General features: G+C 72.4%; 22 protein-coding genes. 2 read left to right on the top strand and 20 right to left on the bottom strand.

The window, feature by feature from the left end; all coding sequences use genetic code 11:
* Positions 1–174: 174 nt before the first annotated feature.
* The 4 genes from P3T34_RS32950 to P3T34_RS32935 are packed head-to-tail and all read right to left on the bottom strand — an operon-like array spanning position 175 to position 4,612.
* Entirely contained in the window at positions 175–1,146 is a 972-nt protein-coding gene (locus P3T34_RS32950; RefSeq protein ID WP_280669698.1) for an aldo/keto reductase, read from the bottom strand.
* Between the two features lie 44 nt (positions 1,147–1,190).
* Positions 1,191–2,765 (bottom strand): phospholipid carrier-dependent glycosyltransferase, encoded by a 1,575-nt coding sequence (locus P3T34_RS32945; RefSeq protein ID WP_280669697.1) that lies wholly within the window; start codon positions 2,763–2,765, stop codon positions 1,191–1,193.
* A gap of 51 nt (positions 2,766–2,816) precedes the next feature.
* Positions 2,817–3,659, bottom strand: a complete 843-nt coding sequence (locus P3T34_RS32940) for an ABC transporter permease (RefSeq protein ID WP_280669696.1) — start codon at positions 3,657–3,659, stop codon at positions 2,817–2,819.
* On the bottom strand, positions 3,659–4,612 hold the full coding sequence (locus P3T34_RS32935) for an ATP-binding cassette domain-containing protein (RefSeq protein ID WP_280669695.1): 954 nt from the start codon (positions 4,610–4,612) through the stop codon (positions 3,659–3,661). Before P3T34_RS32935 ends, P3T34_RS32940 begins: the two co-directional genes overlap by 1 nt.
* Before the next feature lie 101 nt (positions 4,613–4,713).
* Between P3T34_RS32935 and P3T34_RS32930 the strand changes: the two genes are divergently transcribed.
* The gene (locus P3T34_RS32930; RefSeq protein ID WP_280669694.1) at positions 4,714–5,463 is read left to right on the top strand and encodes a TetR/AcrR family transcriptional regulator; all 750 of its coding nucleotides are present in this window, start codon (positions 4,714–4,716) and stop codon (positions 5,461–5,463) included.
* A 51-nt stretch (positions 5,464–5,514) separates the two neighbouring features.
* Here P3T34_RS32930 and P3T34_RS32925 read toward each other — a convergent pair whose 3' ends face one another.
* The 3 genes from P3T34_RS32925 to def form a co-directional block, all read right to left on the bottom strand.
* Positions 5,515–6,951, bottom strand: a complete 1,437-nt coding sequence (locus tag P3T34_RS32925; RefSeq protein ID WP_280669693.1) for a transcription antitermination factor NusB — start codon at positions 6,949–6,951, stop codon at positions 5,515–5,517.
* Positions 6,952–7,022: 71 nt separating this feature from the next.
* The gene (gene fmt / locus P3T34_RS32920) at positions 7,023–7,958 is read right to left on the bottom strand and encodes a methionyl-tRNA formyltransferase (RefSeq protein WP_280669692.1); all 936 of its coding nucleotides are present in this window, start codon (positions 7,956–7,958) and stop codon (positions 7,023–7,025) included.
* 46 nt (positions 7,959–8,004) lie between these two features.
* A complete protein-coding gene (def, locus tag P3T34_RS32915) occupies positions 8,005–8,550 on the bottom strand; it encodes a peptide deformylase (RefSeq protein WP_280669691.1) in 546 nt (181 codons plus the stop codon).
* A gap of 255 nt (positions 8,551–8,805) precedes the next feature.
* On the opposite strand from def, the gene P3T34_RS32910 reads away from it, so the two are divergent.
* Positions 8,806–9,351, top strand: coding sequence for a hypothetical protein (locus P3T34_RS32910; protein WP_280669690.1), 546 nt, complete (start codon positions 8,806–8,808; stop codon positions 9,349–9,351).
* A gap of 93 nt (positions 9,352–9,444) precedes the next feature.
* On the opposite strand, the gene P3T34_RS32905 is transcribed toward P3T34_RS32910, so the two are convergent.
* The 13 genes from P3T34_RS32905 to P3T34_RS32845 form a co-directional block, all read right to left on the bottom strand.
* Complete coding sequence (locus P3T34_RS32905) at positions 9,445–11,523, bottom strand: primosomal protein N' (RefSeq protein WP_280669689.1); 2,079 nt, start codon at positions 11,521–11,523, stop codon at positions 9,445–9,447.
* Between the two features lie 107 nt (positions 11,524–11,630).
* On the bottom strand, positions 11,631–12,839 hold the full coding sequence (gene metK, locus P3T34_RS32900; RefSeq protein ID WP_280669688.1) for a methionine adenosyltransferase: 1,209 nt from the start codon (positions 12,837–12,839) through the stop codon (positions 11,631–11,633).
* A 149-nt stretch (positions 12,840–12,988) separates the two neighbouring features.
* Entirely contained in the window at positions 12,989–14,191 is a 1,203-nt protein-coding gene (gene coaBC, locus P3T34_RS32895; RefSeq protein ID WP_280669687.1) for a bifunctional phosphopantothenoylcysteine decarboxylase/phosphopantothenate--cysteine ligase CoaBC, read from the bottom strand.
* Between the two features lie 111 nt (positions 14,192–14,302).
* Positions 14,303–14,569 carry a DNA-directed RNA polymerase subunit omega gene (gene rpoZ, locus P3T34_RS32890; RefSeq protein WP_035795751.1) on the bottom strand — a complete coding sequence of 89 codons (267 nt, stop codon included), beginning with the start codon at positions 14,567–14,569 and terminating at the stop codon, positions 14,303–14,305.
* A gap of 88 nt (positions 14,570–14,657) precedes the next feature.
* The gene (gene gmk / locus P3T34_RS32885; RefSeq protein WP_280669686.1) at positions 14,658–15,215 is read right to left on the bottom strand and encodes a guanylate kinase; all 558 of its coding nucleotides are present in this window, start codon (positions 15,213–15,215) and stop codon (positions 14,658–14,660) included.
* Between the two features lie 49 nt (positions 15,216–15,264).
* Positions 15,265–15,591: an integration host factor, actinobacterial type gene (gene mihF, locus P3T34_RS32880; protein WP_280669685.1), complete on the bottom strand. Its 327-nt coding sequence runs from the start codon at positions 15,589–15,591 to the stop codon at positions 15,265–15,267.
* Positions 15,592–15,878: 287 nt separating this feature from the next.
* Positions 15,879–16,706, bottom strand: a complete 828-nt coding sequence (gene pyrF / locus P3T34_RS32875; protein WP_280669684.1) for an orotidine-5'-phosphate decarboxylase — start codon at positions 16,704–16,706, stop codon at positions 15,879–15,881.
* Positions 16,707–16,722: 16 nt separating this feature from the next.
* Complete coding sequence (locus P3T34_RS32870) at positions 16,723–17,676, bottom strand: dihydroorotate dehydrogenase (RefSeq protein ID WP_280669683.1); 954 nt, start codon at positions 17,674–17,676, stop codon at positions 16,723–16,725.
* Positions 17,673–18,527, bottom strand: a complete 855-nt coding sequence (locus P3T34_RS32865; protein ID WP_280669682.1) for a dihydroorotate dehydrogenase electron transfer subunit — start codon at positions 18,525–18,527, stop codon at positions 17,673–17,675. The genes P3T34_RS32870 and P3T34_RS32865 overlap by 4 nt, the downstream gene beginning before the upstream one ends.
* A 92-nt stretch (positions 18,528–18,619) precedes the next feature.
* Positions 18,620–19,714, bottom strand: a complete 1,095-nt coding sequence (locus P3T34_RS32860; RefSeq protein ID WP_280669681.1) for a quinone-dependent dihydroorotate dehydrogenase — start codon at positions 19,712–19,714, stop codon at positions 18,620–18,622.
* 75 nt (positions 19,715–19,789) lie between these two features.
* Positions 19,790–23,098 (bottom strand): carbamoyl-phosphate synthase large subunit, encoded by a 3,309-nt coding sequence (gene carB, locus P3T34_RS32855; protein ID WP_280669680.1) that lies wholly within the window; start codon positions 23,096–23,098, stop codon positions 19,790–19,792.
* 3 nt (positions 23,099–23,101) lie between these two features.
* Positions 23,102–24,283 (bottom strand): glutamine-hydrolyzing carbamoyl-phosphate synthase small subunit, encoded by a 1,182-nt coding sequence (carA, locus tag P3T34_RS32850; RefSeq protein WP_280669679.1) that lies wholly within the window; start codon positions 24,281–24,283, stop codon positions 23,102–23,104.
* Positions 24,280–24,819 (bottom strand): hypothetical protein, encoded by a 540-nt coding sequence (locus tag P3T34_RS32845; RefSeq protein WP_280672539.1) that lies wholly within the window; start codon positions 24,817–24,819, stop codon positions 24,280–24,282. Before P3T34_RS32845 ends, carA begins: the two co-directional genes overlap by 4 nt.
* Positions 24,820–24,822 lie beyond the last annotated feature (3 nt).

Below are 24,822 nucleotides of genomic sequence, written 5' to 3'. Positions count from 1 at the left end.
AGAACGAGCCCCCACCCGGCCGTTCCAGCACCGCGGGACACGCAGATGGCCCCCGCACGACGTCGACGGCGGGACGGCGTGCGGGGGCCACAGGTGCGGCACGGGGGGCAGGAGGCACGGGCAGAGCAAGCAGCCCGGGCGGGCAGGGGAAGAGGCACGGCAGGCGCGAGGTGCCTACCAGGCGTAGTCCTCCGGGGCCGGGCGGTGGCCCGGGAAGATCTCGTCCAGTCGATCGAGGGTCTTCTGGTCGAGCGTCACGTCCGTCGCCCGCACCGCCGCGTGCAGCTGGTCCAGGGTGCGCGGGCCGATGATCGGGGCGGTGACGGCGGGACGGGTGAGCAGCCAGGCGAGGGCGATGTCGCCGGGCTCGTGGCCGAGTTCGGCGGCGAGGTCCTCGTACTGGGCGATCTGCTCCCGCCGGGCGCCCAGCGTCTCGGCGGCGCGGCCCGACGTCCGTCGGATGCCCTCGCGCTCCTTGCGCAGCACCCCGCCGAGCACTCCCCCGTGCAGCGGCGACCAGGGGATGATCCCGATCCCGTAGTGCTCGGCGGCCGGCAGCACCTCCAGCTCGATGCTGCGCTCCAGCAGGTTGTAGAGCGACTGCTCGCTCGTCAGCCCGAGGAACCCGCGCGCCTTGGCGCTCTCCTGAGCCTGCGCCAGGTGCCAGCCCGCGAAGTTGCTGGAGCCGACGTAGACGATCTTGCCCTGGTTGACCAGGACCTCCATGGCCTGCCAGATCTCCTCCCACGGCGTGGCCCGGTCGACGTGGTGCATCTGGTAGATGTCGATGTAGTCGGTCCGCAGGCGCCGCAGGCTGGCGTCCACGGCGCGGCGGATGTTCAGCGCGGAGAGCTTGCCCTCATTGGGCCAGTCCCCCATGTCGCCGTAGAGCTTGGTGGCGATGACCGTCCGCTCGCGGCGGCCCTCGCCCTGGGCGAACCAGCTGCCGATGATCTCTTCGGTGCGGCCCTTCTTCTCACCCCAGCCGTAGACGTTGGCGGTGTCGAAGAAGTTGATGCCCTGCTCGTGTGCGACGTCCATGATCTGGTGTGCGTCGGCCTCTTCGGTGTGCGGGCCGAAGTTCATGGTGCCCAGGCAGAGGCGCGAGACGCTGAGGCCGGTACGGCCGAGTCGGGTGAACTCCATGGGATCACCCTCTGCCGCACCGGTCCGTTTGTCCAGACTGACAGTCAGATCCAGCTGTCGAACCAGATGCGGCTCTCCCAGGCCGTGGTCGACTCGGCCTGCCCGGTGTAGAGCGGCAGGAACCAGGCGAAGTCGGCGGCCACCGCGAGGACCAGCACGCCCACCGCCACCAGCCGCACCGCCCGCCGCGAACCCAGCGCACCCAGCGCCCCCAACGCACCCGGCGAACCCAGCGCACCCGGCGCACCTACGGCTCGCACCGCCCCCAGGTCCGCCAGCAGCATCGCCACCGCCAGGCACAGGAACGGCACGAACTCGACCGTGTAGAAGGAGAAGAGCGTCCGCCCCTGGTACAGGAGCCACGGCAGATACCCCGCCGCCACCGCCGCCAGCACCGCGCCCGCCCGCCAGTCGCGCCGCAGCAGCAGCCGGTGCAGCAGATATCCGAGCGCGATCAGCGCCGTCCACCACAGCAGCGGCGTGCCGAGCGCGGGGACCTCCCGCGCGCACCCCCGCGCCCCGCACACCGCCGAGAGCGTGACGTGGAAGCCCCACATCTCCTCGTGGTAGTGGATCAGGCTGAGCAGCGGCCCGGGCACCCAGGTGCCCAACAGGCCTGCCCCGGAGAGGTCCTGGCCCGTCGCCCAGTCCCGCCCATAGCCGCCGTGGGCCAGCAGCCAGCCCGTCCAGGAGGCCACATACGTCGCCAGCGCGACCGGGACCAGCGAGGCGAACGCGGGCAGCGCCTCGCGGCGCAGGGCGAACCGCCATGGTCGGCGCAGGCCCGCCGCCCGGAACGTGCCCACGTCCCAGAGCACGGTCAGCAGGCAGAACACGGCCAGCGAGCAGACCCCGCTCCACTTGCTCCCGCAGGCCAGCCCCAGGCAGACGCCGGCGGCCAACCGCCAAGGCCGCCAGGCCTCTTGGTCGCCGCCGGTGGCCAGCCGGGTACGGAAGGCGTCCCGGTCGATCAGCAGGCAGCCGAACGCGGCGAGCACCCAGAACATCAGCACGATGTCCAGCAGCGCGGTGCGGCTCATCACGAAGTGCAGACCGTCCAGGGTCAGCAGCAGTCCGGCCAGGCAGCCCCACGCGGTGGAGCGCAGCAGCCGGCGCCCGATCCGGCAGAGCATCAGCACCGAGAGCGTGCCGAGCAGGGCCGGCACGAAGCGCCAACCGAACGGCGTCAGGCCGAACATCGCCTCGCCGAGCGCGATCATCCACTTGCCGACCGGCGGGTGGGCGATGAACTCCGGCGCCGAGCTGAGGTCGATGTGCTGCGGACTGGCCAGCAGATCGGCGTCGGCGCCCGCGCTCCAGGTCCCCTCGTAGCCGTAACGCAGCAGGGACCAGGCGTCCTTGGCGTAGTACGTCTCGTCGGACACCACGGCGCGCGGACTGCCGAGGTAGCCGAACCGCAGCACCCCCGCGAGCAGGGTGACCAGTGCGGGCCCGACCCACCCGTTGAAAGCGGCGAGCCGGGCGGCCCGGGCGGGTGGGAACCGCAGCAGTTCCCAGGGCCGGGGTGAGGCAGGCGGCAACGGCTCCAGCAGCATCCGCCCATCATCGGGGCCGTGGCCGGCGACGGTGCGGCGACGTGCCGCAGCGAGCCGCGACACGCCTGGCAATCCGCCCGTTCGCCGGACACCAAGCCGGCACAGTCCGACCTGTCAACGCCCGTGCGTCGAGTACTTCCTGACGGCCAGTGGCACGAACACCGCCAGCAGCAGCGCACTCCAGAGCAGCGTGGCCGCCACCGGGTGCTGCAACGGCCAGGCGGACCCGCCCGCCGACGGGTTGCCGAACAGCTGGCGGCAGGCCGCCACCACCGCGCTGACCGGGTTCCAGTCGGCGATCACCCGCAGCCAGGCCGGCATCCCCCCGGTCGGCACGAACACGTCGGTCACCATGGCGAACGGGAAGGTGAGCACCGCCAGTTGACCGGCCATCTCCTCCCGGCCCGCGGCCAGCCCGAGGAAGGTGCCGACCCAGGTCATCACGAAGCGGAAGAGCACCAGCAGCGCGAAGGCGGCCAGCGCGTGCGCGGCTCCGGCGCGGATCCGCCAGCCCGCGGCGAGTCCGACGCCGGCCATCGGGATCAGCACCGCCACTCCGACCACCAGGTCGGCCAGCGCCGCACCGAGCAGCACCCCGAAGCGCGAGAGCGGCATCGAGCGCAGCCGGTCGGTGACGCCGCGGCCGACGTCCCGGGCGGCGCCGATCATCGTCGGCATGATGCCGTTGACGGCCACCATCGCGAAGAGGCCGGGCATCAGGAACTCCCGGTAGTCGCCCCCGCCGGGCACCCGCATCGCGCTGCCGAAGATGTAGCCGAAGAGCACCACCATCAGCACCGGTACGGCGAGCGAGGCCGCCAGCAGGCCGGGTGAGTGCCGGTAGTGCAGCAGCAGCCGGGTGGCGGAGGTGGCACTGTCCAGCCGGGTTCGGCGCAGCCGGCCCGGGGCAGCGCTTCCAACGGCCTTGCCGGGCTGGGAGATTGAGATGGTGGTCATCAGGCGGCCTGCCGATCTGCGGTGAGGGCGAGGAAGGCGTCGTCGAGCGAGGGGCTGCGCAGCGAGACATCGCGGGCGGTGACGCCGGCGGCGTCGAGTTCACGGACGAGCGCGGGCAGCAGCACCTCGCACCCCGGCCGGGATATCACCTCGATCTCCAGCCGGGACGGTACGGCGTGCGGCGTGCCGCCCGTCATCGCGGCCAACACCGCTGCAGCACGGTGGAGTTGACCGGCCTCCTCGACAACCACGTGGACCCGGGTGCCGATCGCGGCCTTCAGCCGGCCTGGCGGGCCATCGGCGATCGCCCGGCCGTGGTCGAGCACCATCACCGTGTCGGCGAGGCGGTCGGCCTCGTCCAGGTACTGGGTGGTGAGCAGGACGGTGCTGCCACTGGCCGCCAACTCCCGTACGGCGTCCCAGATCTCGCCCCGGCTGCGCGGGTCGAGGCCGGTGGTGGGTTCGTCCAGGAAGAGCACCGGGGGCCGGATCACCAGGCAGGCCACCAGGTCGAGGCGCCGGCGCATGCCGCCGGAGTAGTCGCGCACCAGGCGGTCGCCGGCCGCGGTGAGGCCGAAGCGCTCCAGCAGGTCGTCCGCGCGGCGGCGGGCCTCGCGGACGCCGAGGTGGTGGAACCTGCCGACCAGGCGCAGGTTGTCGCGTCCGGTGATTCCCTCGTCCACCGCGGCGTGCTGGCCGGCGAGTCCGATGCTGCGGCGCACCTGTGCCGCCTCCTTGACCACGTCGAAGCCGGCCACCTTCGCCCAGCCGGTGTCGGGCGCCGCCAGTGTCGCGAGTACGCGGACGGCGGTGGTCTTGCCGGCGCCGTTCGGGCCCAGCAGGCCGTGCACGGTGCCGGCCGGGATGGCCAGGTCGAGGCCCTCCAGGGCCCGGGTCCTGCCGAAGCGCTTGCCCAAACCCTGGGCGGCTACTGCGAGTTGTTCTCGGGACATGACTGAGCCCACTTTCTAGGTACGCCGTACGTAAAGGCGTGTTAGGCGTCAGCGTACTACGTACGGTGTACGTTGCTAAGATGGGATCGAGGTGATCTTCCGTGTCGTCCAGCAAGTCCCCGTCCGCCGGCGCCACTCCGGAGCTGATCTGGCTGCGCCCGGAGCGCACCGGACGCGGACCCCGCCCGGCCCACAGCCGCGCGTCCATCGCCGCCGCCGCGGTCGCGCTGGCGGACGCCGAGGGGCTGGACGCCGTTTCGATGCGCCGGATCGCCGCCGTACTCGGCGCCGGGACGATGTCGCTCTACAACTACGTCCCGAAGAAGGAGCACCTCTTCGATCTGATGGTGGACGCGATCAGCGGCGAGTACGAACTGCCCGACGCACCGTCCGGTGACGTCCGGGCCGACCTACGGGGGCTGGCTCACCAGCAACTGGCCATCCTGCGCCGCCATCCATGGGCGGTGACCGTGATCGTCTCCCGCCCCTCGCTGGGGCCCAACGGGCTGCGCTTCGTGGAGTACTTCCTCGCCACCATGGCGAACTCCGAAGTCGGCAGCGAAGGCAGCGGCAGCGGCAGCGGCAGCAAGCTGGAGATGATGTCCCTGCTGAACGGCTTCGTCTGCCAGTTCGCCGAGTGGGAGCGCGGCGGGATGTCACCCGGGCAGGACCGCGAGCAGGCGCAGCGTGAACTGGTCGACTATCTGACCCAGTCCGTGATGACCGGCCAATACCCGCACCTGGCCCAGGCGTTGGCCTCAGCCGGGGCGCCCGGCGACCCTGACAGCCTCTTCGAGCGCTCGCTGGGCCGGGTCCTCACGGCCATGCTCGCCCCACCCGAGCCGCAATGAACCCACAATGAACCGCAGGGGGCCTGGCAGAGCCAGACCCCCCCGGGGCCGTCAGGCCGTACGGCGCAGCAGCGCCAGGTACATCGCGTCCGTGCTGTGCAGGTGCGGCCAGAGCTGGACGTCGGGACCGTTGCCGAGCCCGGGCATGTCCGGAAGCAGCGGGCGCGCGTCGATCCACTCCACGCCCGGCTCGCCGCGCAGCACGTCGTCCACCACCGCGCGGGTCTCCGCCAGGTGCGGCGAGCAGGTCGCGTAACCGACCACACCGCCGACGCGCACCGACTCGATCGCCGAGCGCAGCAGCTCGCGCTGGAGCTGGCCGAAGCCGGCGATGTCCTCGGGGCGGCGCCGCCAGCGCGCCTCGGGGCGGCGGCGCAGCGCGCCCAGGCCCGAGCACGGCACGTCGACGAGCGCCCGGTCGAAGCTGCCGGGGCGCCACGGCGGACGGGTGCCGTCGGCGGCGATCACCGTGTACGGACCGGGGTTGCCGTCCAGCGCCCGGGCCACCAGGCGGGCCCGGTGCGGCTGCTTCTCGGAGGCCACCAGCGCGGCGCCGCGCTGGGCGGCCAGCGCGCCCAGCAGCGCGGCCTTGCCGCCGGGGCCGGCGCAGCCGTCCAGCCAGAGCCGGTCCGGGCCGTCGATCGGCGCGGCCGCCAGCGCGAGGGCGACCAGCTGGCTGCCCTCGTCCTGGACGCCGACCCGGTTCTCCTTGATCACGTCCAGCTCGCCCGGGTCGCCGCCCTCGGCGAGCCGCACGGCGTACGGAGACCAGCGCCCGGGCTCGCTCTCCGGCAGCACCTCGGCGAGCTCGGCGGCACTCGCGCGGCCGGGGCGGGCCACCAGGGTGACCTCCGGGCGCTCGTTGTCGGCGCGCAGCAGTTCCTCGATGTCCGCGCGCCCGCTGGCCTCGGGCTGCCAGCGGCCGAGCGAGTCCCAGAGCGAGGCGACCACCCAGCGCGGGTGCGAGTGGACGACGGCGAGGTGGTCCTCGGCGTCCTTCTCGAAGGGCGGCGCGACCTGGGCGATCCAGGCGTCCAGGTCCTTGGCGCTGATCCTGCGCAGCACGGCGTTGACGAACTTCGCCTTGCCGTCGCCGAGCACGCCGCGGGCCAGCTCGACGGTCGCGGAGACCGCCGCGTGGCTGGGGATACGGGTCGCGAGCAGCTGGTGCGCGCCCAGCGAGAGCACGTCAAGGACCGGCGGGTCGACCTCGCGCAGCGGCCGGTCGATGCAGGCGGCGATGATCGCGTCGTAGCTGCCCTGCAGGCGCAGCGTGCCGTAGACCAGCTCGGTGGCGAGGGCGGCGTCGCGGCGGTCCATGCCCTTCTGCTCGGCGTCGCGCAGCAGCGAGGGCAGGATCAGGTTGGCGTACGCGTCGCGCTCGTCGACGGCCCGCAGGGCCTTGAAGGCGACCAGGCGGGCCGGGTCCTTCTTCGGGCGGCGGTGCGGACGCGGGGGGCGCTTGGCGCTGGGGGCGGGGGTACTCACGGGGAACCTCAAAGTGCTGCGGAGTATCGGGAAAAGCGGTTATCGGGAAACGTGCTGCGTGGAAGCGGGAGTCAGACGCCGAGCGGCTCGCCGCTCTCGATCCGCACCCCACGCGCCCAGTCTGCCGCCCGCATCGGCTTCTTGCCCTGCGGCTGGACCTCGCCCAGCTCGATCTCGTGGCTTCCGGTGCCGACCCGGACGCTGTTCTTGGTCACCGCGAGCTCGCCGGGGGCCAGCTCGCTGCTGTCCGTTACCAGCCGCACCGGGCCGGAGAGCTTGAGCCGCTCGCCGCGGAAGGTGGTCCAGGCGCCGGGGGCGGGGGCGCAGCCGCGCACCAGCCGGTCGATCGCCAGGGCGGGGTGGGTCCAGTCGATCCGGGCGTCCTCGACGGTGATCTTGGGCGCGAGGGTGATGCCCTCGCTGGGCTGCGGGACGGCCTGCAGGGCGCCGTCGGCGATGCCGTCCATGGTCGCGGTGAGCAGCCGGGCGCCGGCGTGCGAGAGCCGGGTGAGCAGCTCGCCGCTGGTGTCGGTGGGCCGGATCTCCTCGGTCAGGATGCCGAAGACCGGGCCGGAGTCCAGGCCGAGTTCGATCCGGAAGGTCGAGGCGCCAGTCACCTCGTCGCCCGAGAGCACCGCGTGCTGGACGGGCGCCGCGCCGCGCCAGGCCGGCAGCAGCGAGAAGTGCAGGTTCACCCAGCCGTGCTGCGGGATCGCCAGCGCCGGCTCGCGCAGCAGCGCGCCGTAGGCGACCACCGGGCAGCAGTCGGGTGCCAGTTCGGCCAGCCTGGCGAGGAACTCCGGCTCGCTCGGCTTGGCCGGCTTGAGGACCTCGATCCCCGCCGCCTCGGCCCGCTGCCCCACCGGGCTGGCCACCAGCTTGCGCCCGCGCCCGGCGGGGGCGTCGGGGCGGGTCACCACGGCGACCACCTCGTGCCGGTCGGAGGCGAGCAGCGCCTCCAGGGCGGGGACGGCGACCTCGGGGGTTCCGGCAAAGACGAGACGCAAGTCAAGGACCTTTCAGGGGCTGGCGGTTGGTAGGTAGCAGGCCGGGTCAGCGGACCGGGCCGAAGGTGCTGTGGGGGGAGATCCGCACCTCGGGGGCCGGGCCGCTGCCCCAGTCGGCCTCGCGGATCGCCCGCATGGCCTCCTTGCGCAGGGCGCGGTCGAGCCGGTCGATGAAGATGATCCCGTCCAGGTGGTCGGTCTCGTGCTGGATGCAGCGCGCCAGCAGCTCGGTGCCCTCGACGGTCACCGGGTCGCCGTACTCGTTGAAGCCGCGCGCCACCACCCCGTACGCGCGCTTGGTGTCGAAGCGCAGCCCGGGCAGCGAGAGGCAGCCCTCGGGGCCGTCCTGCTCCTCGTCGGTGAGCGACAGGTCGGGGTTGATCAGGTGGCCCACCACCCCGCCCACGTTGTAGGTGAAGACCCGCAGCGAGACGCCGAGTTGGGGCGCGGCCAGGCCGGCGCCGGGGGCGTCCAGCATGGTCTCGGTCAAATCCTTGACCAGCGTGCGCAGTTCCTTGTCGAACGTGGTCACCGGCTGGGCGGTGGCGCGCAGGACCGGGTCGCCGAAGATCCGGATCGGCTGGATCGGCACGGTGGCGGCTCCTCGTCGGGGGTCGGTACTGGGAAACTCGGGGCTTCGGTACTGGGAACTCGGGACTGCCGTCGGGGGCAGCACGTCAGTCTATGCGGTGGCCCGACCGGTCCGTTCGGCAGATCTGGCATATCCCGGATCGGCGTGACGCGTGACCCCGGACCCCGCTTCGGCGTTGGTCAAGTGAGATTGACCGTGAGTTCACCGGGCCGGCGCGAGGCCCCATTCACTTGCACGGAAGGTGGCCTGAGCACGATGGCCGAGCAGATCAACCACGACACCCGGGCACGGGCGAGTCTGCACCTGCTGGTGCGCGACATCGAACGCGTCCGCCGCCAGGTCGACGCCCTACGGACCCTCACCGCCCAGCTGGGCAATGTCTACCGGCCGCGGCGCCCCAGCAGCTCCGGCGGCTTCGTGGTGTACGGGCGGGCCCCGGCGCCGACCGTCCGGCTGGCCCAGGAGCTGCGCGAGAGCGTGGAGACGCTGGTCGCCGCGGCGGTCGAGTTCGACCGGGCGCTCGGCTTCTCCTGGGACTCGGTGGGCTCCGCCCTCGGGGTGACCAAGCAGGCGGTGCACCGGCGCTACGGCATGCGCCGCTCGGCGACCGAGCTGCTGGGGGCGGCCGGTGCGCCGCTCGCCTCCGCCGTCCCGGCCCCCGGCGGGCCGCGCGAGGACTGCCACGCGGACGAGCCGGCGGCGCTGCGCGAGGAGTCCGCGCCGCCGGCGCTGACCCGAGCGGTACCGGCGGCCCGGCAGGGCGGTCTCCCCCAGCAACCGGGGGCGCGCGTCGGCCGCTGAGCGCCCCTACCGGCAGCCGACGCACCAACCGCGCCGACCGCTCAGCCGATGCGCACCGGCCGCTCAGCCGATGCGCGTCAGCCGCTCAGCCGCTCAGCCGATGTCGGTCGGGTCGATCCTGATCCGGACCGGATCGGGCGTCCGCAGCGCCACCCGGGCGATCTGCGCCGCCTTCAGCGCCGCCGCCAGCGCGCCGCCCCGACCGGGGCTGACCCGCAGCAGCGCCCGTTCCTGCTCCTCGCCACGGCCTCCCGGGGCGGGGAGCGGGATCGGGCCCAGGATGTCGGTGCCCTCGGGCAGCCGGGTGAGCGCCAGCAGATCGGCGACCGCGCTCGGGGAGCCGACCACCGAGGCCATCCGGGAGACCGGCGGGAAGTGCAACTGGGCCCGCTCCTCCAGCTCCACACCGGCGTGACCGGCCGGGTCCCAACGCACCAGCGCCTGCACCGGCCGCGCGCTCGGCTCCGCCACGACCACCACCACGCCGCCCTCCCCCGCCGGACGCACCAGGCCGGCCGCCGCCAGCCAGAGCCGCAGCGCCTCCTCGCCGGCCCGCAGGTCGGGACGGGAGAGCAGCGCCCAGCCGTCCAGCAGCAGCGCCGCCGCATAGCCGCCCTCGGCGACCGGCTCGGCGCCGGGCGTGGAGATCACCAGGGCGGGCTCCGCGCCGACCCCGGCCAGCACCGCGTCCCGCCCCGAGGTCCGCACGGGCACCTGCGGGAACGCCTTGCCCAGCTCCTCCGCCGTCCGCCGGGCGCCGACCACCTGCGCCCGCAGCCGGAACGAGCCGCACTCGGTGCAGTGCCAGTCCGCCTCCTCCACCCCGCACCAGGAGCAGCGCAGCGCCCGGCCGGCCGCGGTGGCCTCCAACGGTCCGACGCAGTGCGCGCAGCGCGCGGGCGTGCGGCAGCGCTCGCAGGCCAGCCGGGGCACGTACCCGCGGCGCGGCACCTGGACCAGCACCGGCCCGCTGCGCAGCGCCTCGCGCGCCACCTGCCAGGCGACCGAGGGCAGCCGGGCGGACTGCGCGGCGGCGTCCCGCGCCTGGTCGCCGTCCCCGACGGTGCGCACCCGGGGGGCCGCCTCGCGGACCGCCGCCCGGTCCGCGGCCAGCGGCCTGGCCCAGCCGGTGTGCAGCAGCTGGGCGGCCTCGACGGTCATCGACAGGCCGCCGAGCAGCACGGCCGCGCCCTCCTCGGCGGCGCGCAGCAGCGCCACCTCGCGCACATGCGGGTGCGGGGCGCGCGGATCGCTGTGGCTGCTGTCACCGTCCGACCAGACCACCACCAGGCCGAGCTCGCGCACCGGCGCGAACATCGTCGCCCGGGTGCCGATCGCGGCGCGGACCGAGCCGCGGCTGACGCTCAGCCAGCGGCGGTAGCGCTCCTTGGGGCCGAGGTCGGCGGTCAGCGTGGCGTGCCGGTCGGCGCCGATCAGCTCGGTCAGCGCCTGGTCCACCCGGGCCACCGCGCGCCCGTCCGGCAGCACGACCAGCGCGCCGCGCCCGGCGGCCAGCGTGCTGGCGACCGCGATCGCGATCTCGCTCGGCCAGTCGCCGGGCAGCGCCGTCCAGACCGCGCGGGGGGCGCCGCCGGCGGTGAGCGAGGCGAGGTAGTCGGGGCCGTGCGGGTAGCGGGCCCAGCTGCCGGGCGCCGGCGCGGCGGGCGGCGGCAGCGGCGCGGGCGAGGGCTCGGCCTCGGCCTTGGCGTGCCGGGGCGGCACGGCGAGCTGCAGTACGTCGGCCAGGGTGCCGGCGTACCGGTCGGCGACGGTGCGGCTGAGCCTCAGCAGCGCGGGCGTCAGCACGCGCTCCGGCGAGAGCACCTGGGCGAGCGGGGCGAGCGGCCCGGTGTAGTCGCTGGCCGCCAGCCGCTCGACGACGAAGCCGTCGTGCAGCTCACCGCCCTCGCGCCGCCCGGCCACCACCCGGGCCCCGAAGCGGACCCGGACCCGGGTGCCGGGCTGGGCGTCCTCGTCCATCGTGGCCGGCACGGCGTAGTCGAAGAACTGGTCGAGGTGGAGCAGCCCCTTGTCGACCACCACCCGGGCCACCGGCAGCTCGGCGGCCAGCTGCGCGCCGCGCCACGTCCGGGGCTTCGCCTTGCGCACCGTCTCCCGGATGAGGGCGAGCTGCTCGGGCGGACCGCCGGGAGTGGGGTCGTCGGTGCTCATGGGTCCAGTCGTACCAGAGGGCTCGGACAGAAACGCCGCGGGCGGCGGCCACCCCGCTCAGGGGTGACCGCCGCCCGCGGATCAGACGTAACGCGGATCAGACGCGACTACGCGTGTGCGGCGGCCTTCAGCTGCTCGGCGCGGTCGGTGCGCTCCCAGGTGAAGTCCGGCAGCTCACGGCCGAAGTGGCCGTACGCGGCGGTCTGGGCGTAGATCGGCCGCAGCAGGTCCAGGTCGCGGATGATCGCGGCCGGGCGCAGGTCGAAGACCTGGGTGACGGCGGCCTGGATCTTCAGCACCGGAACGGTCTCGGTGCCGAAGGTCTCCACGAAGAGGCCCACCGGCTCGGCCTTGCCGATCGCGTACGCGACCTGCACCTCGGCGCGGGTGGCCAGGCCCGCCGCGACGATGTTCTTGGCGACCCAGCGCATCGCGTAGGCGGCCGAGCGGTCCACCTTGGACGGGTCCTTGCCGGAGAAGGCGCCGCCACCGTGGCGGGCCATGCCGCCGTAGGTGTCGATGATGATCTTGCGGCCGGTCAGGCCGGCGTCGCCCATCGGGCCGCCGATCTCGAAGCGGCCGGTCGGGTTGACCAGCAGCCGGTAGTCGCCGACCTCCAGGTCGATGCCGTCCTCGGCGAGGCGCTTGAGCTCCGGCTCCACGACGAACTCGCGGATGTCGGGCGCGAGCAGCGAGTCCAGGTCGATGTCGCTGGCGTGCTGCGAGGAGACCACCACGGTGTCCAGGCGCACGGCCTTGTCGCCGTCGTACTCGATGGTGACCTGGGTCTTGCCGTCGGGGCGCAGGTACGGGATGGTCCCGTTCTTGCGGACCTCGGAGAGCCGGCGCGCGAGCCGGTGCGCGAGGGTGATCGGAAGCGGCATCAGCTCAGGGGTGTCGGTGCACGCGTAACCGAACATCAGACCCTGGTCGCCGGCGCCCTGCTTGTCGAGATCATCCTCGTCACCCTCGACCCGGGCCTCGTACGCGCTGTCGACGCCCTGGGCGATGTCCGGGGACTGCGCGCCGATGGACACCGAGACGCCGCAGGAGGCGCCGTCGAAGCCCTTCTTCGAGCTGTCGTACCCGATCTCCAGGATCTTGTCGCGCACCAGCTGCGCGATCGGCGCGTAGGCCTTGGTGGTCACCTCACCGGCGATGTGGACCAGGCCGGTGGTGATGAGCGTCTCCACGGCGACCCGGGAGGTCGGGTCGTCCTTGAGGAGAGCGTCGAGAATGGTGTCGCTGATCTGGTCAGCGATCTTGTCGGGGTGTCCCTCGGTGACGGACTCCGACGTGAACAGGCGGCGAGACACAGCGCTCCCTGGGGTTGCAGCGGCTGCTGACTGAACGCTCCCGGCCGGGCCGGGGCATCCGGAAAGACTTGATGCCTGGAGTGTAACGGGCGGGTACCGGCGTTCAACACTGTCTCCGGTGGTTCGGGCACCGCCGTCTCACCCATTGGTCAGCCCAATCGGGGGGCCACCAGGTCCCACAGAATGTCCCCCAGGGCCTCCTTGGGGCCGTGCGGGACGGCCGTCTCGACGCCGTCGGAGGCCAGAATGACGGCTTCGTTCGTATCGGCACCAAAAGCCCGGCCGGCGCCGACCTCATTGACCACCAGAAGGTCGCAGCCCTTTCGGACGAGCTTCGCCCGTCCGTGCTCCAGGGCGTGGTCGGTCTCGGCCGCGAAGCCCACCACGACCTGTCCCGGGTGCGCCCGGTGGGCGGCGAGCTCCGCCAGGATGTCGGGGTTGCGGACCAGTGCCACCGGCGCGGGATCGGCGCCCTCGACCTTCTTGATCTTGACGGCGGCGTACTCCGCGGGGCGGAAGTCGGCCACCGCGGCCGCCATCACCACCACGTCCGCGTCGGCCGCGGCCTTCAGCGCCGCCTCGCGCAGCTGGAGCGCCGTGGAGACCTTCACCACATCGACGCCGGCCGGGTCGGGCAGCTCGGTGTTGGCGGCCAGCAGGGTGACCCGGGCGCCGCGCGCGGCGGCGGTGGCGGCCAGCGCGTAGCCCTGCTTGCCGGAGGAGATGTTGCCCAGGAAGCGCACCGGGTCCAGCGGCTCGCGGGTGCCGCCGCCGGAGACCACCACATGACGGCCCGCCAGGTCGGCCGGCAGCCCGCCGCGGGCCAGCACCAGGCGGCAGGCCTCGAAGATCGCGTCCGGGTCGGGCAGCCGGCCCTTGCCGGTGTCCGCGCCGGTCAGCCGGCCGACCGCGGGCTCCAGCACGATCGCGCCGCGCCGGCGCAGGGTGGCCACGTTCTCCTGGGTGGCGGGGTGCTCCCACATCTCGGTGTGCATCGCCGGGGCGAAGACCACCGGGCAGCGCGCGGTGAGCAGGGTGTTGGTCAGCAGGTCGTCGGCCAGGCCGTGGGCCGCCTTGGCCAGCAGGTCCGCGGTGGCCGGGGCGACCACGACCAGGTCGGCCTGCTGCCCGATCCGCACGTGCGGGACCTCGTGCACCCGCTCCCAGGTCTCGGTGGCCGCCGGACGCCCCGACAGCGCCGCCCAGGTCGCCTCGCCGACGAAGTGCAGCGAGGCGGCGGTGGGCACCACGGTGACCTGGTGGCCGGACTCGGTGAACCGGCGCAGCAGCTCGCAGGCCTTGTACGCGGCGATCCCGCCGCTGACTCCGAGGACGACACGGGGCTGGTTCATGGGCTGGTCCACTCCTCCACTGGGCTCGTGGTCACCCTAAGGCCCCGGTCGAGGGACCCAAGACGAAGGGCCCGCCGGAGGAATCTCCGACGGGCCCTTCGAGCAACGACATCAGGCGACGTCGACGGCCTCGGCCGTGAGCATGCCGGCGTTGATCTCGCGCAGCGCGATCGACAGCGGCTTCTCGTGCACGTGGGTGTCGACCAGCGGGCCGACGTACTCCAGGAGGCCCTCGCCGAGCTGCGAGTAGTACGCGTTGATCTGACGCGCGCGCTTGGCGGCGTAGATGACCAGGCTGTACTTCGAGTCGGTGGCCTCAAGAAGCTCGTCGATCGGCGGGTTGATGATGCCCTCGGGAGCGGTCATGGAAGAGGACATGCGAAAACCTTCCGAAAAGATGAAAAAACAGAAACCTGATCCACTGGTCAGAACATCAGTACAGATGACAACCAGCGATGAGATCAGGTCAGGCTACACCGAGCAAGGCTAGCAGTTCAGTGGCCACCTGCTCGACGGAGGTGTTGACGAGGGTGGTGTCGAACTCCGGCTCCGCCGCCAGTTCGACCTTCGCCGCCGCCAGCCGCTGGTCGATGACGTCCTGCGCCTCGGTGCCGCGACCGGTGAGCCGGCGGACCAGCTCCTCCCAGCTCGGCGGGGCCAGGAAGACCAGCTGCGCCTCCGGCATCGACTCCCGCACCTGGCGGGCGCCCTGCAGGTCGATCTCCAGCAGCACCGGCTCGCCGCGCTCCAGCCGCTCCTGCACCGCCGAGCGCGGGGTGCCGTAGCGGTTGCCCGCGAACACCGCCCACTCCAGCAGCTCACCGTTGGCGATCAGCTTGTCGAACTCGTCGTTGTCGACGAAGTGGTAATGGACCCCGTGCTGCTCGCCGGGCCTCGGGTGGCGGGTTGTCGCCGACACCGAGAGCCAGACCTCGGGGTGCTGCTGCCTCATATGAGCGACGACCGTGCTCTTGCCGACCCCCGAAGGGCCGGAGAGCACGGTCAGCCGCGGACGTTCACTCATGCCCCCGATTATCCCGGATCGCGGACGAACCGGAGACCACCGGGTGGCGTCAGGATGCAGCGCCGCCGAACTCGCGCTCCAGGGAGGCGATCTGGTTGGTCCCGAGACCGCGCACCCGACGGCTCTCGCTGATGCCGAGCCGCTCCATGATCTGCTTGGCGCGGACCTTGCCGACACCCGGAAGGCTCTCCAGCAGTGCGGAGACCTTCATCTTGCCGATGACATCGTTCTCGGACTTACCGGCCTTGATCACCTCGTGCAGGGACGCTCCGGAGTGCTTGAGCCGGTTCTTCACCTCGGCGCGCTCCCGGCGAGCCTCGGCGGCCTTGGCCAGCGCAGCGGTGCGCTGTTCAGGGGTAAGGGGCGGAAGAGCCACGCCGTTCACCTCAGGGTCTGGAAGGAAATGAAGTGCTAGGACAGGGGTGGTGCCAGGGACCTGCCGAAGACGCTGGGGACTCCGGCCATGGACCGACCCAGCCACTCTGACCTGCGAGAGCGACAGGAATCGCACCACCAAGGGCACCTACCGCCGGACATTACCCGCATTGAGAGCCCGCGTCAGGAAAAGAAGCTGAAAAGTCCTGGTCAGCATGGGTAGGCCAGGACTTTTCGGGAGAAATCGGCCGCCTTTGGCCCCTGTTCGTCAAACGACTGTGACGACCCTCACAGCACAGCGGCCGCGTACTCGTCCACAAAGCGCCGCGCGGCCTCGCGCAGCGCGCCGACCGACGGCCCGTGCTTGAGCACGTCCCGGCTCACGCTCGGCACCACATTGCGCACCTGGGCGCCGAAGACCCGCGGCAGGTCGGCCATGGTCGCCCCCTGGGCGCCGATACCGGGGGCGAGCAGCGGCCCGTTGATGGCCAGATCCACGCCGGCGTCGGCCAGCGTCGCGCCGACCACCGCGCCGAAGGAGCCCAGCGGCTCGGCGCCCTTGTTCTCGGCGGCCAGCCGGTTCAGCACGCCCTGCGCCACGCTCACACCGTCCGGGCCCACCGCCCGCTGCACCTCGAAGCCCTCGGGGTTGGAGGTGAGCGCCAGCGCGAAGACCCCGGCGCCGTTGGCCCGGGCCAGGTCCAGGGCCGGCTGCAGCGAACCGAAGCCCAGGTAGGGGCTGACCGTGACGGCGTCCGAGAAGAGCGGGCTGGACGGCGAGAGGAAGGCGTCCGCGTAGGCGGCCATGGTGGAGCCGATGTCGCCGCGCTTGGCGTCCATCAGCACCAGCGCGCCGGCCGCGCGGGCGTCCGCCACGCTGCGCTCCAGCACCGCGACACCCTTGCTGCCGAAGCGCTCGAAGAAGGCGGCCTGCGGCTTGAGCACGGCGACCCGGTCGGCGAGCGCCTCGACCACGGTGCGGCTGAAGGTCTCCAGGCCGGCCAGGTCGTCGCCGAGCCCCCAGGCGGCCAGCAGTGCGGCGTGCGGGTCGATGCCGACACAGAGCTGGCCGCGGGTGTCCATCGCGTGGCGCAGCCGGGTACCGAAGGTGGTCATGAGGGCCTTTCAGGCTCTAGAGCGGACGGTGGGCGAATCCCACCGCGTCGGTGTACTTGGCGAAGCCCCGGGCGGCCAGTTCGGCGCGCAGCTCGTCCAGGATCCGCAGCGGGGCGCCGGGGTCGTTGAAGAGCGCGGTGCCGACGGCCACGCCCGAGGCGCCGGCCAGGGTGAACTCCAGCGCGTCGCGGCCGCTGCGGATGCCGCCCATGCCGAGGATCGGCACCTGCGGGATCCGCTCGGCCAGCATCGCGGCGTGCACCTGGTAGACGCAGCGCAGCGCGATCGGCCGCAGCGCCGGGCCGGAGAGCCCGCCGGTGCCGCCGGCCAGCGCCGGGCGCAGGGTGTCTAGGTCGACGGCCAGGCCGAGCGCGGTGTTGACCATCGACAGGCCGTCCGCGCCGGCCTGCACGCAGGCCGCGGCGATGTCGGTGATCGAGGTGACGTCCGGCGAGAGCTTGGCGTAGACCGGCAGCTCGGGGTCGGTGAGCTTGCGGACGGCGCGCACCACGTCGTACGAGGTGGCCGGGTTGCTGGCGAAGAAGAGGCCGCGGTCGGCCACGTTGGGGCAGGAGATGTTCAGTTCGATGCCGGCCACCCCCGGCTGCCCGTTCAGCCGCTCGACCAGCGCGGCGAACTCCTCCAGGCGCTCCCCCGCGATCGAGACCAGCACCCGGGCGCCGCGCTCGGCCAGCCAGGGCAGCTCGTGCCGGACGAAGGCGTCGATGCCGGAGCCCTGCAGCCCGATCGAGTTGAGCATCCCGGACGGCGTCTCGGCCAGTCGCGGGGTGGCCTGCCCGGAGCGCGGGTACGGCATGATCGTCTTGGTGGTGACGCTGCCCAGCGCGTCCAGCGGCACGAAGCGCGCCAGCTCGCGCCCGTAGCCGGCGCAGCCGGAGGCGGTGCTCAGCGGGTTGGGCAGCACGGTGCTGCCCAGCGGGGCGCTGAGGTCCACGTCGTCGGGGTTCACGGGTTGCCTCCCATCGCGGCGGCGCCTTCGAGATCAGGGGGGACGGTCCCGATGTCGGCCCAGCGGACCCGGGCGCCGTCGAAGACCGGGCCGTCGGTGCAGGTGCGCACAAAGCGGCTGACGCCGTCCTCACCGACCACCGGCAGCACGCAGGTCATGCAGATCCCCACCCCGCAGGCCATCGCCGCCTCCACCGCGGTGTGGCAGCGGACCCCGAGCTCCACGGCGGTCGCGCTGACCGCCGAGAGCATCGGCACCGGACCGGCGGCGTAGAGCACGCTCGCCTCGATGGCGTGCACGGCCTGCGCCAGCGGGTCGGCGACCCGGCCGGTCATGCCGAGCGTGCCGTCCTCGGTGAGCACCAGGACGTCCTGGGTGAGCGCCCTGGCCTGCTCGACGCCGAACAGCCGGTCCGCGCTCGGGGCGCCCAGGATGAAGCCGACCTGGCCGCCGAGCCGCAGGATCCGGGCGGCCAGGTCGAACAGCGGTGCGCCCGCGTAGCCGTCGGCCACCAGCAGGGCGGTGACCGGCCCCTCGGGCAGCGGGAACGGCGTGCCCAGCGGGGCGATCAGGTCCAGCTGCTCGCCGGGGGTGGACTCGGCCAGCTCCCGGGTGCCCGCGCCGTGCGCGGACACCAGCAGCTCGACAGTCCCCGCCTCGGGGTCGCCGCGGTGGATCGAGAAGGCCCGGCGCAGCAGCATCGAGGAGGTCGCACCGCCCACCGCCAGGGTGGCGAAGTGGCCGGGCCTGGCCCGCTCCGGCACCCCGGGGGCGCGCAGCACCAGGCGGCGGTAGGCACCTTCGGGGGTGTTCGCGAGCACCTCGGCCCGCAGGTGCAAGGGATTGGCCATGCGAGGGCACCTTTCGGGGGCGGTGAGCCGGCAGTCGAACTCTGCCAAATCCGACCAGCGGCTGTCACATCCCCCCAAGGTGTGACGAACCATCAGGCCTTGCTGCCGACCGCCTCCGCGATGGTGGCGAATCCGCTGGCCCGCAGCCGGGCGGCGAGGCCCTGGTGCACCCGGCGCATCCAGAACGGGCCTTCGTAGATGAAGGCGCTGTAGCCCTGGACCAGGTCGGCGCCGGCCAGGATGCGCTGCCAGGCGTCCTCGGCGCTCTCGATGCCGCCGACCGAGATCAGCGTGAGGCGGCCCTCGGTGCGCTTGCGCAGGCGCTTGAGCACCTCCAGCGAGCGGCCCTGCAGCGGGGCGCCGGAGAGGCCGCCCATGCCGATCGCCTCGATCTGCGCGGCGGGGGCCCGCAGGCCCTCGCGGCCGATCGTGGTGTTGGTCGCGATGATGCCGTCCAGGCCCATCTCCAGGGCCAGTTCGGCGACCGCGTCGATGTCCTCGTCGGCCAGGTCGGGGGCGATCTTGACCAGCAGCGGCACATGGTGCGCGGTGGCCCGGTCGGCGGCCTCGCGGACGGCGGCGAGCAGCGGGCCCAGGTGCTCGACGGCCTGCAGGTTGCGCAGCCCGGGGGTGTTCGGCGAGCTGACGTTGACCACCAGGTAGTCGGCGTGCGCGGCCAGCCGCTGGGTGCTCTTGACGTAGTCGGCGATCGCGTCGGCCTCCTCGACCACCTTGGTCTTGCCGATGTTGACGCCGATCACCGGGGTCGAGGTGGTGTGCGGACGCGCGGCCAGGCGGGCGGCCACCCGGGCCGAGCCCTGGTTGTTGAAGCCCATCCGGTTGATCAGCGCGCGGTCCTCGACCAGCCGGAAGAGCCGCGGCAGCGGGTTGCCCGGCTGCGGCTCGCCGGTGACGGTGCCGATCTCGACGTAGTCGAAGCCGAGCATCGCCAGGCCGTCGATGCCGATGGCGTTCTTGTCGAAGCCGGCGCCGAGGCCGAACGGGCCGGGCAGGTCGAGCCCGAGCGCCGACGTGCGCAGCGAGCGGTCCTGCGGGGCGAGCACCAGCTTGACCAGCTGGCGCAGGACCGGGACGGAGGCGGCCAGCCGGATCCAGAAGAAGGCAAGGTGATGGGCCTTCTCGGGGTCCATCTTCCGGAAGACGCGATTGAAAAGGATCTTGTACAAGCTACTGGGCCTTCCTCGCACGACACATGGCAGTGGGGGGCACCCGGTGTGCGGTGCCCCCCACTGATGATGGGGCTACTTGCGGGCGGCGTTGATCAGCGCCGCGTGCTCCTGCAGCGACATCACACCGACGTCGCCGCGGGTCAGCGCGTCGATGCCCTGGACGGCCGCACCCATCGCCTGGACGGTGGTCAGGCACGGCACACCGCGCGAGACGGCCGCCGTGCGGATCTCGTAGCCGTCGAGCCGGCCACCGGTGCCGTACGGGGTGTTGATGATCAGATCCACCTCGCCGTCGTGGATCAGCTGGACGATGGTCCGCTCGCCGGTCGGGCCCTCGCCCTCGCTGTGCTTGCGCACCACGGTGGACGGGATGCCGCCGCGCTGCAGCACCTCGGCGGTACCGGAGGTGGCCAGCACCTCGAAGCCCAGCTCGACCAGCGCGCGGGCCGGGAAGACCAGGTTGCGCTTGTCGCGGTTGGCCACCGAGACGAAGACCTTGCCCTTGGTCGGCAGCGCGCCGTACGCGCCGGCCTGGGCCTTGGCGTACGCGGTGCCGAAGACCGTGTCGATGCCCATGACCTCGCCGGTGGAACGCATCTCCGGGCCGAGAACGGTGTCCACGCCGCGGCCGTGGATGTCGCGGAAGCGGCTCCACGGCATCACGGCCTCCTTGACGGAGATCGGGCAGTCGGCGGGCAGTGTGCCGCCGTCGCCCTCGGTCGGCAGCAGGCCCTCGGCGCGCAGCTCGGCGATGGTCGCGCCGAGCGAGATCCGGGCGGCCGCCTTGGCCAGCGGGACGGCCGTCGCCTTGGAGGTGAACGGCACGGTCCGCGAGGCGCGCGGGTTGGCCTCCAGGACGTAGAGGATGTCGCCGGAGAGCGCGAACTGGATGTTGATCAGACCGCGCACCCCGACGCCGCGCGCGATCGCCTCGGTGGAGGTGCGCAGCCGCTTGATGTCGTGGCCGCCCAGCGTGATCGGGGGCAGCGCGCAGGCCGAGTCGCCGGAGTGGATACCGGCCTCCTCGATGTGCTCCATGACGCCGCCGAGGTACAGCTCGGTGCCGTCGTAGAGCGCGTCGACGTCGATCTCCACCGCGTCGTCCAGGAAGCGGTCGATCAGCACCGGGTGCTCGGAGATCAGGCCCGCGTGGCGCTCCAGGTAGGAGGCGAGCGAGGGCTCGTCGTAGACGATCTCCATGCCGCGGCCGCCGAGCACATAGGACGGGCGGGCCAGCACGGGGTAGCCGATCTCGTCGGCGATCGCCTTGGCCTCCTCGAAGGAGAACGCGGTGCCGTGCTTGGGGGCCGGCAGGCCCGCCTCGCGCAGCACCCGGCCGAACGCTCCGCGCTCCTCGGCCAGGTCGATGGCCTCGGGCTGGGTGCCGACGATCGGCACGCCGTTGTCCTTGAGCGCCTGCGCCAGGCCCAGCGGGGTCTGGCCGCCGAGCTGGACGATGACGCCGGCCAGCGGTCCGGCCTGCTGCTCGGCGTGCACGATCTCCAGCACGTCCTCCAGGGTGAGCGGCTCGAAGTAGAGCCGGTCGGAGGTGTCGTAGTCGGTGGAGACGGTCTCGGGGTTGCAGTTGACCATCACGGTCTCGTACCCGGCCTCGGCCAGCGCGAAGGAGGCGTGCACGCAGGAGTAGTCGAACTCGATGCCCTGGCCGATCCGGTTCGGACCCGAGCCGAGGATGATCACCGCGGGCTTGGTGCGCGGCGCGACCTCGTTCTCCTCGTCGTAGGACGAGTAGAAGTACGGGGTCTTGGCGGCGAACTCGGCGGCGCAGGTGTCGACCGTCTTGAAGACCGGGCGGATGCCGAGCGCGTGGCGCACCTCGCGCACCACGTCCGGCTTCAGGCCGCGGATCTCGCCGATCTGCTGGTCGGAGAAGCCGTGCCGCTTGGCGTGCCGCAGCAGCTCGGGGTCGAGCTTGTCGGCCTCGGCCACCTCGGCCGCGATCTCGTCCAGCAGGAAGAGCTGGTCGACGAACCACGGGTCGATCTTGGTGGCCTCGAACACCTCCTGCTGGGTGGCGCCGGCGCGGATGGCCTCCATGACGGTGTTGATCCGGCCGTCGGTGGGCACCTTGGCCTTGGCCAGCAGCTCGTCCTTGTCGCCGATCTCGCCTGCCCAGGAGAACTGCGAGCCCTTCTTCTCCAGCGAGCGCAGCGCCTTGTTGAGCGCCTCGGGGAAGTTGCGGCCCATCGCCATGGCCTCGCCGACCGACTTCATGGTGGTGGTCAGCGTGGCGTCGGCGGAGGGGAACTTCTCGAAGGCGAAGCGCGGGACCTTCACCACGACGTAGTCGAGAGCCGGCTCGAAGGAGGCCGGGGTCTTCTCGGTGATGTCGTTGGGGATCTCGTCCAGCGTGTAGCCGACGGCCAGCTTGGCGGCGATCTTGGCGATCGGGAAGCCGGTCGCCTTGGAGGCCAGCGCGGAGGAGCGGGAGACCCGGGGGTTCATCTCGATCACGATGATCCGGCCGTCGTCCGGGTTGATCGCGAACTGGATGTTGCAGCCGCCGGTGTCGACGCCGACCTCGCGGATGATCGCGATGCCGATGTCGCGCAGCGTCTGGTACTCGCGGTCGGTCAGCGTCAGCGACGGGGCGACGGTGATCGAGTCGCCGGTGTGCACGCCCATCGGGTCGAAGTTCTCGATGGAGCAGACCACCACGACGTTGTCGTTGCGGTCGCGCATCAGCTCCAGCTCGTACTCCTTCCAGCCGAGGATGGACTCCTCCAGGAGCACCTCGGTGGTCGGCGACAGGGCCAGGCCCTGGCCGGCGATCCGGCGCAGGTCCTCCTCGTCGTGCGCGAAGCCGGAGCCGGCGCCGCCCATCGTGAAGGAGGGCCGGACCACGACCGGGTAGCCGCCGAGGGTCTCGACGCCCGCCATGATCTCGTCCATGGTGTGGCAGATCACCGAGCGGGCGGACTCGCCGTGGCCGATCTTGGCGTGCACCGCCTCGACCACGCCCTTGAAGAGCTGGCGGTCCTCGCCCTTGTGGATCGCCTCGACGTTGGCGCCGATCAGCTCGACGCCGTACTTGGCCAGCGTGCCGTTCTCGTGCAGCGAGATCGCGGTGTTGAGCGCGGTCTGCCCGCCGAGGGTCGGCAGGAGCACGTCGGGGCGCTCCTTGGCGATGATCTTCTCGACGAAGTCGGGGGTGATCGGCTCGACGTAGGTCGCGTCGGCGATCTCCGGGTCGGTCATGATCGTCGCGGGGTTGGAGTTCACCAGGATCACCCGCAGGCCCTCGGCCCGCAGCACGCGGCAGGCCTGGGTGCCGGAGTAGTCGAACTCGGCGGCCTGGCCGATCACGATCGGACCGGAGCCGATGACCAGGACGGACTTGATATCAGTGCGCTTCGGCACGGGTCAGCTCCCTGCGTTGGCGTGCGACGCCGTCATGAGGTCGACAAAACGGTCGAAGAGGTAGGCCGCGTCGTGCGGACCGGCCGCCGCCTCGGGGTGGTACTGCACGCTGAAGGCGGGCACGTCCAGGCACTGCAGACCCTCGACCACGTTGTCGTTGAGGCAGACGTGGGAGACCTCGGCCCGCCCGTACGGGGTGTCGCTGACCTTGTCGAGCGGCGCCTCCACGGCGAAGCCGTGGTTGTGCGCGGTGACCTCGACCTTGCCGGTCGAGCGGTCCTGCACCGGCTGGTTGATGCCCCGGTGGCCGTACTTGAGCTTGTAGGTGCCGAACCCGAGGGCCCGGCCGAGGATCTGGTTGCCGAAGCAGATGCCGAACAGCGGGGTGCGGCGCTCCAGCACCGACTGCATCACGGCGACCTGGTGGTCGGCGGTGGCCGGGTCGCCCGGGCCGTTGGAGAAGAACACGCCGTCGGGGTTGACCGCGTAGATGTCCTCGACCGTGGAGTTGGCCGGCAGCACATGCACCTCGATGCCGCGCTCGGCCATCCGCTGCGGGGTCATCGCCTTGATGCCGAGGTCGACGGCGGCGACCGTGAAGCGCTTGGTGCCCACGGCCGGCACGATGTACGGCTCGGTGGTGGCGACCTCGGCGCAGAGGTCGGCGCCCTTCATCTCGGGGGCCTGCAGCACCCGGGCGAGCAGCTCGGTCTCCTCGGCCAGCGCCGGGCCGGAGAAGATGCCGACCCGCATCGCACCGCGCTCGCGCAGGTGGCGGGTGAGGGCGCGGGTGTCGATGCCGCTGATCCCGACGATGCCCTGCGCGACCAGCTCGTCGTCCAGCGAGCGCTGCGAGCGCCAGTTGGAGGGCACCCGGGCGGGGTCGCGGACCACGTAGCCGGCCACCCAGATCTGCTTCGACTCCGGGTCCTCGTCGTTGACGCCGGTGTTGCCGATCTGCGGGGCCGTCATGACCACCACCTGGCGGTGGTAGGAGGGGTCGGTGAGGGTCTCCTGGTAGCCGGACATGCCGGTGTTGAAGACCGCCTCGCCGAAGGTCTCGCCGGTCGCGCCGTACGCCTGACCGCGGAAGGTCCGGCCGTCCTCCAGGACGAGCACGGCGGGCACGCGCTCCCGGCGGGCAGCGCGGGGCTGCCTCGTAGTGGTGGGGGCAGGTGCGGTCATGGGGTTACGCCTTCCGTCTTCGTCGTACGTGTTGCAAGTGTTTCCAGCTCCGCGACCCAGGTCGGGTGCTCGTCCGGGTGGTCGAGCCGGAAGCCCGAGTCCAGCGCGCGGCCCTCCAGCGTCCAGGTGACCACCAGCAGGCCGGCCGGGACGACCTTGCCGGCGATCCCGGAGTCGGTCCGGGCCCCCGTCAGGTGCTCCGCCGGGATCCACAGGTCGCTGTCGCCGGGACGGCGCACCAGCAGGCCGCGCTCGCTCAGGGCCAGCTCGGCCAGGCTGCGGATGCCGAGCCCGTGCGCCACCACCCGGTCGAGCCAGTTCCCGGCGGTGGTGGTGCCGTGGTAGCGGCCGCTGCTCTCCAGGATGGCCGGGCCGTGGTCCGACGGCACGGCGGGCAGGGCCGGAAGGTCGGCCTGATGGGCCCGGCGCCAGTTCCATCCCTGGCGCATCAGCCAGTAGATGACGCCGACCACGATCAGCAGCCCGACCGCCCAGCCGATGTAGTTCGGCCAGTTGTGGACCTTGGCCTGCTCCATGCC

The organism is Kitasatospora sp. MAP12-44 (assembly GCF_029892095.1).
Taxonomy (GTDB): Bacteria; Actinomycetota; Actinomycetes; order Streptomycetales; family Streptomycetaceae; genus Kitasatospora.
The sequence above is the reverse complement of the archived record's forward strand: the minus strand, read 5'-3'. Positions and strand labels throughout refer to the sequence as shown.